This is a genomic window from Pseudomonas lactucae, assembly GCF_016937615.1.
Lineage (GTDB): Bacteria > Pseudomonadota > Gammaproteobacteria > Pseudomonadales > Pseudomonadaceae > Aquipseudomonas > Aquipseudomonas lactucae.
In genome coordinates this window covers 19,839-33,908 of record NZ_JAFHKI010000091.1, presented here as the reverse complement: position 1 = coordinate 33,908, position 14,070 = coordinate 19,839, and the positions used below count along the sequence as shown (strand labels likewise).

The 14,070-nt window shown below is 59.1% G+C and carries 8 protein-coding genes, 2 tRNA genes and 1 pseudogene; 8 read left to right on the top strand and 3 right to left on the bottom strand.

Annotated elements, in window-relative coordinates:
- Positions 1-94: 94 nt before the first annotated feature.
- Positions 95-2,029 carry a methyl-accepting chemotaxis protein gene (locus JWR98_RS17115; RefSeq protein ID WP_205490630.1) on the top strand — a complete coding sequence of 645 codons (1,935 nt, stop codon included), beginning with the start codon at positions 95-97 and terminating at the stop codon, positions 2,027-2,029.
- Between the two features lie 293 nt (positions 2,030-2,322).
- On the opposite strand, the gene JWR98_RS17110 is transcribed toward JWR98_RS17115, so the two are convergent.
- Both JWR98_RS17110 and JWR98_RS17105 read right to left on the bottom strand, forming a co-directional pair.
- Positions 2,323-2,409, bottom strand: a tRNA-Leu gene (locus JWR98_RS17110).
- Positions 2,410-2,562: 153 nt separating this feature from the next.
- A tRNA-Leu gene (locus JWR98_RS17105) sits at positions 2,563-2,649 on the bottom strand.
- Positions 2,650-2,873: 224 nt separating this feature from the next.
- On the opposite strand from JWR98_RS17105, the pseudogene rnr reads away from it, so the two are divergent.
- The 7 genes and pseudogenes from rnr to dnaB all read left to right on the top strand — a co-directional run bounded on the left by rnr (position 2,874) and on the right by dnaB (position 10,051).
- A pseudogene (gene rnr / locus JWR98_RS17100) lies at positions 2,874-5,503 on the top strand (ribonuclease R).
- A complete protein-coding gene (rlmB, locus tag JWR98_RS17095; RefSeq protein ID WP_078731323.1) occupies positions 5,500-6,264 on the top strand; it encodes a 23S rRNA (guanosine(2251)-2'-O)-methyltransferase RlmB in 765 nt (254 codons plus the stop codon). Before rnr ends, rlmB begins: the two are co-directional and overlap by 4 nt.
- Before the next feature lie 201 nt (positions 6,265-6,465).
- The gene (rpsF, locus tag JWR98_RS17090) at positions 6,466-6,888 is read left to right on the top strand and encodes a 30S ribosomal protein S6 (protein WP_003171371.1); all 423 of its coding nucleotides are present in this window, start codon (positions 6,466-6,468) and stop codon (positions 6,886-6,888) included.
- A 29-nt stretch (positions 6,889-6,917) separates the two neighbouring features.
- The gene (rpsR, locus tag JWR98_RS17085) at positions 6,918-7,148 is read left to right on the top strand and encodes a 30S ribosomal protein S18 (protein WP_003171373.1); all 231 of its coding nucleotides are present in this window, start codon (positions 6,918-6,920) and stop codon (positions 7,146-7,148) included.
- Between the two features lie 36 nt (positions 7,149-7,184).
- On the top strand, positions 7,185-8,078 hold the full coding sequence (locus JWR98_RS17080; RefSeq protein ID WP_078731324.1) for a YybS family protein: 894 nt from the start codon (positions 7,185-7,187) through the stop codon (positions 8,076-8,078).
- A gap of 18 nt (positions 8,079-8,096) precedes the next feature.
- Positions 8,097-8,543: a 50S ribosomal protein L9 gene (gene rplI / locus JWR98_RS17075; RefSeq protein WP_003171376.1), complete on the top strand. Its 447-nt coding sequence runs from the start codon at positions 8,097-8,099 to the stop codon at positions 8,541-8,543.
- Positions 8,544-8,653: 110 nt separating this feature from the next.
- Positions 8,654-10,051 (top strand): replicative DNA helicase, encoded by a 1,398-nt coding sequence (dnaB, locus tag JWR98_RS17070; RefSeq protein WP_042944101.1) that lies wholly within the window; start codon positions 8,654-8,656, stop codon positions 10,049-10,051.
- Between the two features lie 5 nt (positions 10,052-10,056).
- Here dnaB and JWR98_RS17065 read toward each other — a convergent pair whose 3' ends face one another.
- Positions 10,057-14,058, bottom strand: a complete 4,002-nt coding sequence (locus JWR98_RS17065) for a dermonecrotic toxin domain-containing protein (RefSeq protein ID WP_205490629.1) — start codon at positions 14,056-14,058, stop codon at positions 10,057-10,059.
- Positions 14,059-14,070 lie beyond the last annotated feature (12 nt).

The window sequence follows — 14,070 nt, the reverse complement described above, 5'->3', positions numbered from 1 at the left end:
TTCGTTTGGATTCGCCAAGCGGCACGACCCTTGCTGTATTTCCTTCTTTCGCGGTGCTATCAAATTACTGGCACCCGTGGTGGAGGGATTACCGATGTCTGCCGTTCTCTCATTGTTACAAAGCCGTCTGTTGCGGCCGGTGTTCGTTACCCTTGGTATCGCCCTTTTGGTGCAAGTGCTGGTGGCGGTCGCGCTGACCCGGAGCACGGTCACTGCACTGGAAGCCGAGTTAGGCGCGCGCCTGGGTGTGGATAGCCAGAAACTGTCTGGCGAGTTGGCACAGGCCGGCAAGGAGGTCACGTCGAGCCTGGACAGCTTGTCCGCCAGCACACGCCAGCGTCTGACGGCCGGGCTTTCCTCGCGTCTGCAGGAAGAGCAGAAACAACTGCGCGCGACCCTGGAAAAAGACCTGCAAGACTCTGCCAACGATATGGCGCAACTGCTGGCCTCGGTGGCACCGCGCGCCATGTGGGACAGCGATGTACCGACGCTGTCTGAGTTTGCCCGGCGTGCCCAGCGCAATCCCAACGTGCTGTTTGTGGTCTACGACGACGCCGCGGGTGAGCACTTGACCCGTTACCTGAACCGCGAAAACCCGATCAACAAGGCGCTGCTGGAAAAAGGCCAGGGCGACCGCGCCTTGGATAAGGTCCTGAATGCGGCGAAGCATGATCCCTCGGTGTTCTACGTCGAGGCCTCCATCAGCCCCAATGGCGTAGAAATCGGCAAAGTACTCATGGGCGTGTCGACCGCATCGGTCGAGGCTGACCTGCAGGCGCTGGACAAGCGTTTTGCCGCGCTGATCGCCAGCGGTGATCAGCTGGTGGGCGACAGCCTCAAAGGCGCCGCCGCGGACAGTGCTGCCGCCATGGGCGCCCGCCTGCAATCGGCGCAAGCCACCGCCACCCAGATGACCGCCAACACCACTGGCGCCGTGCAAGAGGCCGCCGGCACCTTGCGCTGGCGTATCGGCATGGGCCTGGCGGTCGTCGGTTTTGGTGTATTGCTGCTGATCGCCGTTGTGCTGGGTCGTCGTGTGGTCAATCGCCTGAAACTGCTGATTGCCGCCATGGACGACCTGGCGGCGGGCGAGGGCGATCTCACCAAGCGCGTGCAGATCAGCAGCAAGGATGAAATCGGCGACATGGCCTCGGCGGTCAATCGCTTTGTGGATAAATTACAGCCGATCGTGCGCGAGGCGGGCGATGTGGCCCAGCGTACCGGCGTAGAGATCGGCGCCATGACATTGCGCAATGCCGGCGCTGATGCGGCGGCAGGCCTGCAGCGTGATGAAGTGGCGGAAAGTCTGCGCGCACTCTCGCAAATGGCCGACGAAGCCCAGGCTGAAAGTCATGCCATGCAGGCGGCCTTGCAGCAGGTGGTGGATATTCGCCAGGCCACGGATGAGAACGCGCGTACCTCGGCCGAGGTCGGCAGTTTGATCGAGGCATTGGCGGGGCAGGTCCAGGCGGGTTCGCAGGTGATCGAGCGTCTGGCTCAGCAGAGCGAACAGATCGAGGTAGTGCTGACGGTGATTCACGGTATCGCCGAGCAAACCAACTTGTTGGCCCTCAACGCCGCCATCGAGGCGGCGCGCGCCGGTGAAACCGGGCGCGGCTTCGCGGTGGTGGCGGACGAGGTGCGAGCGCTGGCCAGCAAAACTCAAAGTTCCACGGGGGATATCCAGGCGCATATCGTCGCGTTGCAACAGGGCGCGCGTGAGGCGGTGGAGACCATCGGCAAAGCCGGGCGCCAAGCCAGCGAGGGCTTGTTGGTGCTGCGCGACAGCGTGCGCTTGCAGCAGACGGTGCAGGCGTCGGTGGAGCAGGTTCATGCCGCAATCGGCCTGGCGACGCGAGCGGCCGAGCATCAAGCCCAGGGCGCACATGCGGTGCGTGGGCGGGTCGAGGTGATCCATGCCCAGGCTGAGCGCGCTGCGCAGGCGGTGGTCGAGACAACCGCCAGTGGCAAGGTGCTGGATGGCCTGGCGGCGCAGTTGAAGGCGAGTTTGGGGCAGTTTCGGGCCTAGTGTCGTCTGTTCCGACCTCATTGGGGGCAAGCCCCCCCCCTCCCACGCTGTACACACTCCACGGATGGAGCTCGGTCAATGTGGGAGTGGGGCAAGCCCCCGATAGCGATATCAGAGACTCAGATGTACCCGAGTCGTCAGCAACAGGCACTCTTCGGCTGTCTCACTGCCATGAAGCGTGATGATGAGCGCAAACGCTAAGGTTTCTCATATGCGGAGAAGGGGCAAATCAGGCGCGGGGTTTTTAAACCCCGGAAACGAAAAAACCCGCTTTCGCGGGTTTGATCTGAATTTGGTGCCCAGGAGAAGACTCGAACTTCCACGACCTTGCGATCACCAGCACCTGAAGCTGGCGTGTCTACCAATTTCACCACCTGGGCATTATCAAGCAACGTTGCCGCTGTTGATGGGGCGAACTATACGGCGGGCTTTTTGATCTGTAAACCCCTGATTCAAAAAAATAAATCGAGATTCTCGTTAAAAATCAGAGGCCTGAAACGAAAAAACCCGCTTTCGCGGGTTTGATCTGAATTTGGTGCCCAGAAGAAGACTCGAACTTCCACGGCCTTGCGGCCACCAGCACCTGAAGCTGGCGTGTCTACCAATTTCACCATCTGGGCAGTATCTTCAACGTTGCCGTCGTCGATGGCGCGCACTATACGGAGTGGAATTTTGGCTGTAAACCCCTGGCATTAAAAAAGCCTGGAAAATTTCGCCAATGGTCGCGCAAGGTGCGCGTCGAGGGCGATAAAGGGCTTTTAAACGCTTGTTGATACCTGAAATTTCCCGTTTCAATACGCGTATGCCAAACTAACCCGCATATAGACAAGGTGAAAACTCTCTAATGGCCGATTGGCAGTCCCTCGATCCCGAGGCCGCTCGTGAAGCGGAAAAATATGAAAACCCTATTCCTAGCCGCGAACTGATCCTGGCGCATCTCGCCGATCGGGGCTCGCCTGCTAGCCGCGAGCAGTTGGTTGAAGAGTTCGGTCTGACCACCGAAGACCAACTCGAAGCCCTGCGCCGCCGTTTGCGTGCCATGGAGCGCGACGCTCAGCTGATCTACACCCGTCGTGGCACGTATGCGCCGGTGGACAAGCTTGATCTGATCCTCGGCCGCATTGCCGGCCATCGTGACGGCTTCGGCTTCCTGATCCCGGACGACGGCAGTGACGACCTGTTCATGAGCCCGTCGCAAATGCGCCTGGTGTTCGATGGCGACCGTGCCCTGGCACGCGTTTCCGGCCTGGACCGTCGCGGTCGCCGTGAAGGCGTGATCGTCGAAGTGGTGTCCCGTGCCCACGAGTCCATCGTCGGTCGGTACTTCGAAGAAGGCGGCATCGGCTTTGTGGTCCCGGATAACCCGAAGGTGCAGCAGGAAGTGCTGATCACCCCGGGCCGCAATGGCGCCGCCAAGGTTGGTCAGTTCGTCGAGGTGAAAATCACCCACTGGCCAACCGCGCGCTTCCAGCCCCAGGGCGATATCGTTGAAGTGGTCGGCAACTACATGGCGCCGGGCATGGAAATCGACGTGGCGCTGCGCACCTACGATATTCCTCACGTCTGGCCTGATGCCGTGCTCAAGGAAGCCGCCAAGCTCAAGCCGGAAGTCGAAGAGAAGGACAAAGAAAAACGCATCGACTTGCGCCATCTGCCGTTCGTCACCATTGACGGCGAAGATGCTCGCGACTTCGACGATGCGGTCTACTGCGAAGCCAAGCCCGGCAAGCTACGCCTGTTCTCCGGCGGCTGGAAGTTGTACGTGGCGATTGCCGACGTCTCCAGCTATGTGAAGATCGGTTCGGCGCTGGATAACGAAGCCCAGGTGCGCGGCAACTCCGTGTATTTCCCTGAGCGCGTGATCCCGATGCTGCCCGAGCAGCTGTCCAACGGCCTGTGCTCGCTGAACCCGAAAGTCGACCGTTTGGCCATGGTGTGCGAGATGACCATCTCCAAAACCGGCGAAATGACCGATTACCAGTTCTACGAAGCGGTGATTCACTCCCAGGCGCGGCTGACCTATAACAAGGTCAGCACCATCCTGGAAACGCCGAAGACCAGCGAAGCCAAGGCCCTGCGTACTGAATACGCTGGCGTGGTGCCGCACCTCAAGCAGCTGTACTCGCTGTACAAGGTGTTGCTGGGTGCCCGTCACGTGCGTGGCGCGATCGATTTTGAGACCCAGGAAACCCGGATTGTCTTCGGTTCCGAGCGCAAGATCGCCGCCATCACCCCGACGACCCGCAACGATGCGCACAAGCTGATCGAAGAGTGCATGCTGGCGGCCAACGTGGCCACCGCTGAGTTCCTCAAGAAACATGAGATTCCTGCGTTGTACCGCGTGCACGACGGCCCGCCGCCGGAGCGTCTGGAAAAGTTGCGCGCCTTCCTCGGCGAGCTTGGCCTGTCCCTGCACAAAGGCAAGGAGGGTCCGACGCCGAAGGACTACCAGGCACTGCTGGCCAGCATCAAGGACCGTCCGGATTACCACGTGATCCAGACCGTGATGCTGCGTTCCCTGAGCCAGGCGGTGTACAGCGCCGACAACCAGGGCCACTTCGGCCTCAATTACGAAGCGTACACTCACTTCACCTCGCCGATCCGTCGTTACCCGGACCTGCTCACGCACCGCGCAATCCGCAGCGTGATCCATTCCAAGCAGAACACCCCGCACGTCAAGCGCGCCGGTGCCATGACCATTCCGAAGGCACGGATCTATCCGTACGACGAAGCGGCCCTGGAACAGCTGGGCGAGCAGTGCTCCATGAGCGAGCGCCGCGCCGACGAAGCCACCCGCGACGTGGTGAACTGGCTCAAGTGCGAGTTCATGAAGGACCGTGTGGGCGAATCGTTCCCAGGCGTGATTACCGCCGTGACCGGCTTTGGCCTGTTTGTCGAATTGACCGACATTTACGTCGAAGGCCTGGTACACGTCACCGCATTGCCGGGCGATTACTACCACTTCGACCCTGTGCATCACCGCCTGGCGGGCGAGCGCACCGGTCGCAGCTTCCGTCTGGGCGACACGGTGGAAGTGCAGGTCATGCGCGTCGATCTCGACGAGCGCAAGATCGACTTCGGCATGCCGGACAAGCCAGCTGAGTCGCCGAATAGCCGTAAAAAACGTGGCAGCGAAACCGCAGCGCCTGCGAGCAAGGGCAAAGGTACGCCTGCAAAAACGGCAGAGCCTGAGCCTGCCAAGGCCGGTCGCCGTTCGTCTGCCAAGGACAAGGCGCCCGAAGCCTACCGTCCCAGCGATGCAGCAGCGAAAAACGCCGAACTGCGCAAGAGCCGCGAGTTGAAGCAGCAGTTGCTCAGCGAAGCCAAAAGCGGTGGTAAAGCGGCGTCTGGGGGAAAGTCCCACGGGGCGGAAAAGCCGTCGAGCAAGCCAAGTAAACACCGTAAAGGCCCGCCCAAAGCGGTTCGGCTCCCGCGAAAAGCGGCGGGTCGCGCAAACCTAAGGCCAAGCCATGAGTCTGGAAAAAATCTACGGCGTACACGCCGTAGAAGCACTGCTGCGTCACCACCCTAAACGCGTCAAGCAAGTGTGGTTGGCGGAAGGTCGCAGCGAGCCGCGCGTGCAAGCGCTGGTTGAACTGGCCACCCAAAACAAGGTTGCCATCGGCCAGGCCGAGCGTCGTGAAATGGACGTATGGGTCGAAGGTGTTCACCAGGGCGTGGTCGCGGATGTCAGCCCGAGCCAGGTCTGGGGCGAAGCCATGCTCGACGAGCTGCTCGACCGTACCGAAGGCGCGCCACTGTTGCTGGTGCTGGACGGCGTTACCGACCCGCACAACCTCGGCGCCTGCCTGCGCTCGGCGGATGCGGCCGGTGCGCTGGCGGTGATCGTGCCGAAGGACAAGTCGGCTACCTTGACGCCAGTGGTACGTAAAGTGGCCTGCGGTGCGGCGGAAGTGATTCCGCTGGTGGCCGTGACCAACCTGGCGCGCACGTTGGAGAAGCTCCAGCAGCGCGGCCTGTGGATTGTGGGCACGGCGGGAGAGGCCGAGGTCAGCATTTATGACCAGGACCTCACCGGGCCGACCATCCTGATCATGGGCGCCGAAGGCAAAGGCATGCGCCGTCTGACCCGTGAGCATTGCGATTACCTGGTGCACCTGCCGATGGCCGGTAGCGTCAGCAGTCTGAACGTGTCGGTGGCGACCGGCGTGTGCTTGTTTGAAGCCCAGCGTCAGCGTGGGGCCAAAAAGGCAGTCGCTTCGCGCAAGTCGTAAGCTTCAAGCTGCAAGTTAAAAGCACGGTGGTTGACCACTTGTAGCTTGTAGCTTGCAGCTTCCCCCCTGCTCCTCTACTATTGCGCCCCTTGCCCACCCGGCAGGCGCCTATGTGCCTCCCTTGCGGCAAGATCCATAAGTGTCATTCACTCCTTGTCTGACCGTTTTTGAGCGGCAGGCTACAACCCGTAAGGAGCATTCATGCGTCATTACGAAATCATCTTTTTGGTCCACCCGGATCAAAGCGAGCAAGTCGGCGGCATGGTTGAGCGTTACACCAAGCTGATCGAAGAAGACGGCGGCAAAATCCACCGTCTGGAAGATTGGGGCCGTCGTCAACTGGCCTACGCAATCAACAATGTTCACAAGGCTCACTACGTGATGCTGAACGTTGAGTGCACTGGCAAGGCCCTGGCCGAGCTGGAAGACAACTTCCGCTACAACGATGCAGTGATCCGTAACCTGGTCATCCGTCGCGAAGAAGCCGTTACCGGCCAATCCGAGATGCTCAAGGCTGAAGAAAACCGCAGTGAGCGCCGTGAGCGTCGCGACCGTCCTGAGCACGAAGGCGCTGATAGCGCTGACAGTGATGACAGCGACAGCAGCGATAACGCTGACGAGTAATCCACGGACCTTATTAAGGAGCCTATCAAATGGCACGTTTCTTCCGTCGTCGTAAGTTTTGCCGCTTCACCGCTGAAGAAGTGAAGGAGATCGACTACAAAGATCTCAACACTCTGAAAGCCTACGTATCCGAGACCGGCAAAATTGTTCCAAGCCGCATCACCGGTACCAAAGCTCGTTATCAGCGTCAGCTGGCCACCGCTATCAAGCGCGCCCGCTTCCTGGCCCTGCTGGCCTACACCGACAGCCACGGCCGCTGAGACCGGGCAGTCGACAAGTAGTAAAGGATTGAATGCATGCGCGCCTTAGCTGAGTTCATCATGCGCGGTCGTATGCAGGCCACTCTGGTAGTGGCTGGCTGTGCGGCATTGCCGTTGCTTTATTGGTTGGGTGCTGCCGCAGGTTGCCTTGTGCTGCTGCGGCGCGGTTTGCAGGACGCCGTTGGCGTCCTCGCCCTGGGATTGCTGGCCGCTTTGTTCTGGTGGCTGAAGCTGGATGAGCCCAAGGTACTTCTGGTACTGCTGGGGTCATCGAGCCTTGCGTTGGTTCTGCGCGCAAGTGAGTCCTGGGTCCGTACGCTGCTGGTCAGCGTGGCATTGGGGTTGGTGTTTTCGCTGTTGATTGACGCGGCTTTCCGCCCGCAAATCGAGGTGGTGGCGCAGGAGATCGTCAAGGTCCTGCCGCTGGCCCTCGGGGAACTCTACCAGCAGCTTTCGGTAGATGAGCGAGCGCGTCTGGCAACACTGATTGCACCGGTCCTGACCGGCCTTATGGCGGCAATAATGCAGGTCGTCAGCGTGCTGAGCCTGATACTTGGGCGTTATTGGCAGGCGCTGTTGTACAACCCGGGTGGTTTTGGTCGCGAATTTCGCAGTATCAGAATCCCCGCGGGCCCGGCGATGTTGCTGCTGGCATTGATGGTTGTCGGACCGAACCTCGGTCCACAGATGGCCTTTTTGATGCTGTTTTGCAGCGTACCGCTGGTGTTTGCCGGATTGGCCCTGATTCACGGGCTGGTCGCGCAGAAGCGCCTGGCCAAGTTCTGGCTGGTGGGGTTGTACGTCACGATACTGCCGTTCATGCAGCTGATTTATCCGTTACTCGTGGTGATTGCCATTGTCGACGGCCTGATTGATTTTCGCGGACGTCTGGCGTCGAAAGATGCCGATGGCGCGAACGGTGAAGGTTAAAAGTTAGAGGATTTTCACATGCAACTGATCCTTCTGGAAAAAGTCGCCAACCTGGGCAACCTGGGCGACAAAGTAAACGTTAAGGCCGGCTACGGTCGTAACTACCTGCTGCCATACGGCAAAGCCACCGCTGCAACCGCTGCCAACCTGGCTGCGTTTGAAGAGCGTCGTGCCGAGCTGGAAAAAGCCGCAGCAGACAAGAAAGCCTCGGCTGAAACGCGCGCTGCCCAACTGGCTGAGCTGGAAGTGACTATCACTGCCACCGCCGGTGACGAAGGCAAGCTGTTCGGTTCGATCGGTACTCACGACATCGCTGATGCACTGACCGCCTCCGGCGTTGAAGTGCAGAAGAGCGAAGTTCGTCTGCCGAACGGCACCATCCGCAACGTAGGCGAATTCGACGTAGCCGTGCACCTGCACGCCGAAGTTGAAGCCACCGTACGCGTTGTCGTGGTAGCAGCTTAAGCAGCACCTAACTGACTGGCACCTCGTGTGCCAGGCGGTTAACATCGGGCACGATCCTGTTTACAGGTCGTGCCTTTTGTTTTTCTACAACCCCCAAATTCCAAGTGGCCATGAACGATATTTCAGCTCCTGAGCAATACGATCTGCAAACCGCTGCCCTGAAGGTGCCGCCGCACTCCATCGAGGCCGAACAGGCCGTGCTCGGTGGCTTGATGCTGGACAACAACGCCTGGGAGCGCGTGCTGGATCAAGTCTCGGACGGTGACTTCTATCGCCATGACCACCGCCTGATCTTCCGCGCCATCGCCAAACTGGCCGACCAGAACTCGCCGATCGACGTAGTGACGCTGGCCGAGCAGTTGGACAAAGAAGGTCAAACCTCTCAAGTCGGCGGCCTGGGCTACCTCGGTGAGTTGGCGAAAAACACGCCGTCCGTCGCCAACATCAAAGCCTATGCCCAGATCGTTCGTGAGCGCGCCACCCTGCGCCAGTTGATCGGCATCAGCACCGAAATCGCCGACAGTGCCTTCAACCCCGAAGGCCGCACCGCTGCCGAGATCCTTGACGAGGCCGAACGCCAGATTTTCCAGATCGCCGAAGCGCGTCCGAAAACCGGCGGCCCGGTCAGCGTCAACGATCTGTTGACCAAGGCCATCGACCGCATCGACACGTTGTTCAATACCGACGCCGCCATTACCGGTATTTCCACCGGCTACACCGACCTCGACGAGAAAACCAGCGGCTTGCAGCCGTCTGACTTGATCATCGTCGCCGGCCGTCCGTCCATGGGTAAGACCACCTTTGCGATGAACCTGGTGGAAAACGCCGTGTTACGCAGCGACAAGGCGGTACTGGTGTACTCCCTTGAGATGCCAGGTGAATCGCTGATCATGCGTATGCTCTCGTCCCTCGGGCGAATCGACCAGACCAAGGTGCGTTCCGGCCAGCTGGAAGACGACGATTGGCCGCGTCTGACCTCGGCGGTCAACCTGCTCAACGATCGCAAGCTGTTTATCGATGACACCGCCGGCATCAGCCCGTCGGAAATGCGTGCACGTACCCGCCGCCTGGTGCGTGAGCACGGCGAGATCGCGCTGATCATGATCGACTACCTGCAATTGATGCAGATCCCCGGTTCCAGCGGCGACAACCGCACCAACGAAATTTCCGAGATCTCGCGTTCCCTCAAGGCCCTGGCCAAGGAATTCAACTGCCCGGTGGTGGCGCTGTCCCAGCTCAACCGCTCCCTGGAACAGCGCCCGAACAAGCGCCCGGTCAACTCCGACTTGCGTGAATCCGGCGCGATCGAGCAGGACGCCGACGTGATCATGTTCGTTTACCGCGACGAGGTGTACCACCCCGAAACCGAACACAAGGGCATTGCCGAGATCATCATCGGCAAGCAGCGGAACGGCCCGATCGGCTTTATCCGTCTGGCGTTCATCGGTAAATACACGCGCTTCGAGAACCTGGCGCCGGGTAGTTACAACTTTGATGACGACGAATAAGTCGCTCAGCGCTGAAAAATCGCTCTGATCGTTGCTTCGTCGTATTGGTAATTCCAACGCAGTTCGGTGGCAGCGGGTATATCCTGCGTGGCGAATAGCGCGGTAAGGATCGCCTGTTCCTGCGGTTTTTCGCCGACCTGGGTCATTACCCGAAATTGTGCCGCTTCGGTGTTGTAACCGGTTGCCGCCTGCCTGACCGGCTGCCCGTTCTCATATTCAAAAATAGTGTTGATTCTGGACAGAATGTTGTCTCCCGAGAGCACAGGTTGCATGTTCAGCGCGTAAGGTGAGGTTGGTCTGATATCCCTGATCTGCATCAAGTAAGGGTCTCGACGTCTTCGGGCAATCTCATATGGCAACACCTCCCCGCCATAAACACCCAGGGGCTCGCCTTTACTGATCGCGCGTCTGCTGACCACGGCAGCCTCGCCGATCATTGCGGCCTCCGGTGCAAATTTTTGATGAGCTGCGGTAAAGGTTACGAGCTCCAACTTGTCTTCATAAAGGCGTGCGACGTCTTCAAAACCTTCCCAGCGGATATAAGGCCGAAGCACGTCGCTCTTTCGCACCTCGCCAGTGATCAACGATTTCGAGTGACTTTGTATATGTCTGATACGCATTGGAAGGCCCTGTTCATCGCGCAGCGGGTAGCGCCCGTTGTTGGCGCGGTCATAGATGCGGCGGTAGTTCTGACTGTACTGATAGCCACGCATCGAGCGCATATACGCTAACTCATTGGCGCTGTAGCGTAGTTCCACCGTACCCTCTGTAGCGGACTCATACTCGCTGGCAGAGGACTCGGCGGTGATGAAGTCACTGCTGCTGGTATCCATGGAATCGTCCGGGGATGACGGTAGGTCTTTCAGGCCTCCCAGCAGCGCTCCGTTGACGGGGTCTATTTCCCAGCCGCCGCCGGTTTTGCGGCGCACGTAAGGCTGGTAAGCCCTGAATCGGCTCCGGGCGTCGATCAGTCGCCAGTCTGACCCATCGGGTTTGATTTGAAAGTAAGCGCCCTGTTCCTGTACGTAATAACGATAGCTGCCATCCGGCTGCGCAAGGCTCTGATAGGTACCATCAGCGCGCAGCGTCAAGCCCTCGGGTGGAGTGGGGGCGGCGAAAAGAGGATCGAAAGGCTGACCCTCGCCGGCAACCGCTTGCTCACGATTGATCGCTGCACGCAAAGGGGCTTCTTGGGCCTGCGACCGCGAGCAGGCCTTGCGCACGGCCTCGCGCAAATCCTTTGCTCCTGATTGCTGGAGCAGGTTGTCGCGCTCGGTGTTGGACAGCGTTTGACCAATGGCGTCGAAGAGCGTGGTCGACTCGTGCAGTCGTTTTTTGGTTACGCCATCGTAGGTCGCATACATATCGCGTTCAGTTACCAAGATGTGGTGGGTAGCAGCGCTTTTGTCGCCGATGCGGTAAAGCAACTGACCGTTGCTTTTATTGACTTCGATCTGCCGCAAAGGCGGCCAGCCGGGCAACTGCTCCAGGCTATGCAATATCAGCGGCACGCTGTCGGAATTGTTCATCGAGTCCAAATAGACGCCTTCGTAAACCGCACGATTGCGGGCATCGCTGGCGTACTGTTCGGCTTCCCAGCGTTGCAGGGAACTCAGGCTTTTTTCACGTTGCAGGCGTGTTCGTTCCTGCGGGCCAAGCACGGCAGCCATCTCCTCAAGATGGCTTTTCGAAAGCTCGGGGACGAGTGCGTGAATATCGGTTTGAATCGGGTCGTTTGTCTTGTCATTGATCGACTTGAGCCAGGTAAACAAGGTTTGATGCCGGGTCTGCGCAGTGGCGTGAAGGTTCCTTGCCAGGTTCTCCACTTTGGTCAGGTATGTCAGGTAGAGATTGGGCATCAGCCGGTTGAATTCGGCTTGTGACAACTGTTGTTCCAAGGCGTGCAGCAGTTCGCCTTTTCTGAAGCGTGCCTCTGGGATCCGTATTTCAATCGGGCCGGTGCCTTGACTGATCAGCACGTTTTGCTGCTCATCGACGATTTTCAGCGTGCGATTCGTTGGCCAGTCACGCAGTGAGCACACCAGGTAGAGCTGAATGAAAGGTGAGTGTGGCGTCACGCTCGCACCTTCGGCGCGGTTCAGATCGAACTCCTTGAGTTCTTGTTGCAGGTTGAAGTGCTTGACCGTGTCACGCAGCTTCGGCGCAGGGCGAAGGACATCCTGATGGACCTGGCGCAGGGCCGCCGTGTCGACACCGCCAATCAGCAATATAGGTTCGACCATGGGCTGCTTGATATTCGCGGCGTCGGGCCCCAGTCGTTTTATCAGTTTGAGGTCGTCCCAGTCCCGCGAGCTTTCATGGGCATGGCGCCAGCCGCCAACGCCGTTACTGAGCAATGGCGGCTTGTAAGCTTGCGGATCGGTAGGGTGAGGCAGTTCCCACTGGTCGCCCTTGGCGGTGCGTTGTACCGCGTGAATGCCATCATCGATGTTCAGAAACTGCTGTTGTTTATGCCGGTAGATGCCCTGGCTATCGGCGGCAAGCCCCTGAGGTAGCGTCGTGGGATGCAGGTAGGGAGCCAGGTCCGGGTTCCAGAGACGATAGCCTTTGTTGCGCAAGTGGACTTTCACCAAACCGGCGGTAAACCCCGTGGCTTTGATGGCGCCGGCCGTGACCACGGCTTGCGCGACGGTGTCCACCACATCCAAAAGGTCATTTAAAGCTTCGTCGCTGTCGCCGCGGCTCCAGGCGGCAAAACCGTTATAAACGCTATGAATCAACTGACCGGCCGTGACGGCCAGCAACACTTCCCCAACGATGGGGATAAACGACGCCGCAAAGAACAGCAGTGACTGGCCCAGATCCTTCCAGCGCTGCAGGCGTTTCTGCCGGCTGACGATATCGATATCGGCTGTGGAGACCGCCAGGACGCGTGCGTCACTTTTGATCTGGGCGATACGCCGGCGGGCCATGGCCTGAAACACGTCGCCCTGGGTCGGCGTCAGCGTCATCGGCTCCTTCAGGCGGGCATACGAGGAGACTATTCGCTGTCCGATCAGTTGCCCCTTGTCGACCCATTCAATCCCTCCCGGCTTCAGGGCCAACAATGTGCCTTGATGCTGCAAAGGCACCAGGCGATTGAAAAACGCCAGGTACTCGGGATCGCTCAAGCGTGAAACCAAGGTCTGCTCAATCTCATGCAGCGAACGGTACGCAAAAAAGGGCGCAATCGGGTCTTCCGGGACATATAGCAGGTATTCGTTGATGTGCCTGCGTGCATGAATCATCAGCACATTGGGCAGCACCACGCCGCCGAGGGTCAGGTGACTGCAGGGCAATTCAACGTGACTGCCTGTTTGTTGCAGGCTCTGCAGTTGTGCGTAAAGCCGGGCGTTTATATGTCCCTTCATATAACTGATGGTCAGCGCGACTCCAAAGGCCTGCCGGTCATTCTCACTGAACAAGCCAAGCACCGTTGCAGCGGTGCGCGTGCTGCCAGGCAGGGGGGCGGGTTCAAGCACGTCAGTCAGGTGTTTCAGGTACTTGCCACCGATATCCAGTTCACGACATGCAGTGGCGAAATCCGTCGGCGCAAGCAGGCTCAGTGTTCGGCCGCTTTCGGTCACGTTATAAAGACCGGAGCCTGGTTCCATGCCATCTTTTTCGGCTTCCGAAGATTCAAAATTCTGTAACGCAGCTTCCAGCAAGCTCTGTTCGGTGGTCCTCGTGTGGTTTTTTATCAGGCCCAATAAATGACTGTTTTTCCATTCGCGCACTAACAGGGACGTTTCATCCTTCAGGAACAAGGAAAACTGTGTGTCGATGACCTCGCGTATCAGTGGGCGAGCGTAAGTTTCGGGGCTTTTGAGTTCATCCATGAGGGCTTTGAGCATGTGCCGGGCCTGGTTGCCGGCAATCAGGAGGCGACGCAATTGCTGGCGGGACTCCAACGACCCTTCGCTGAGCCAGTACGGCAATTGCGTGTCGATGAAGTCTTTGTGAAGGCTAAGGGCGGGTATTGCAGCCGGTGTGTCGGGGTGGTTCATGAGTGGGCCATG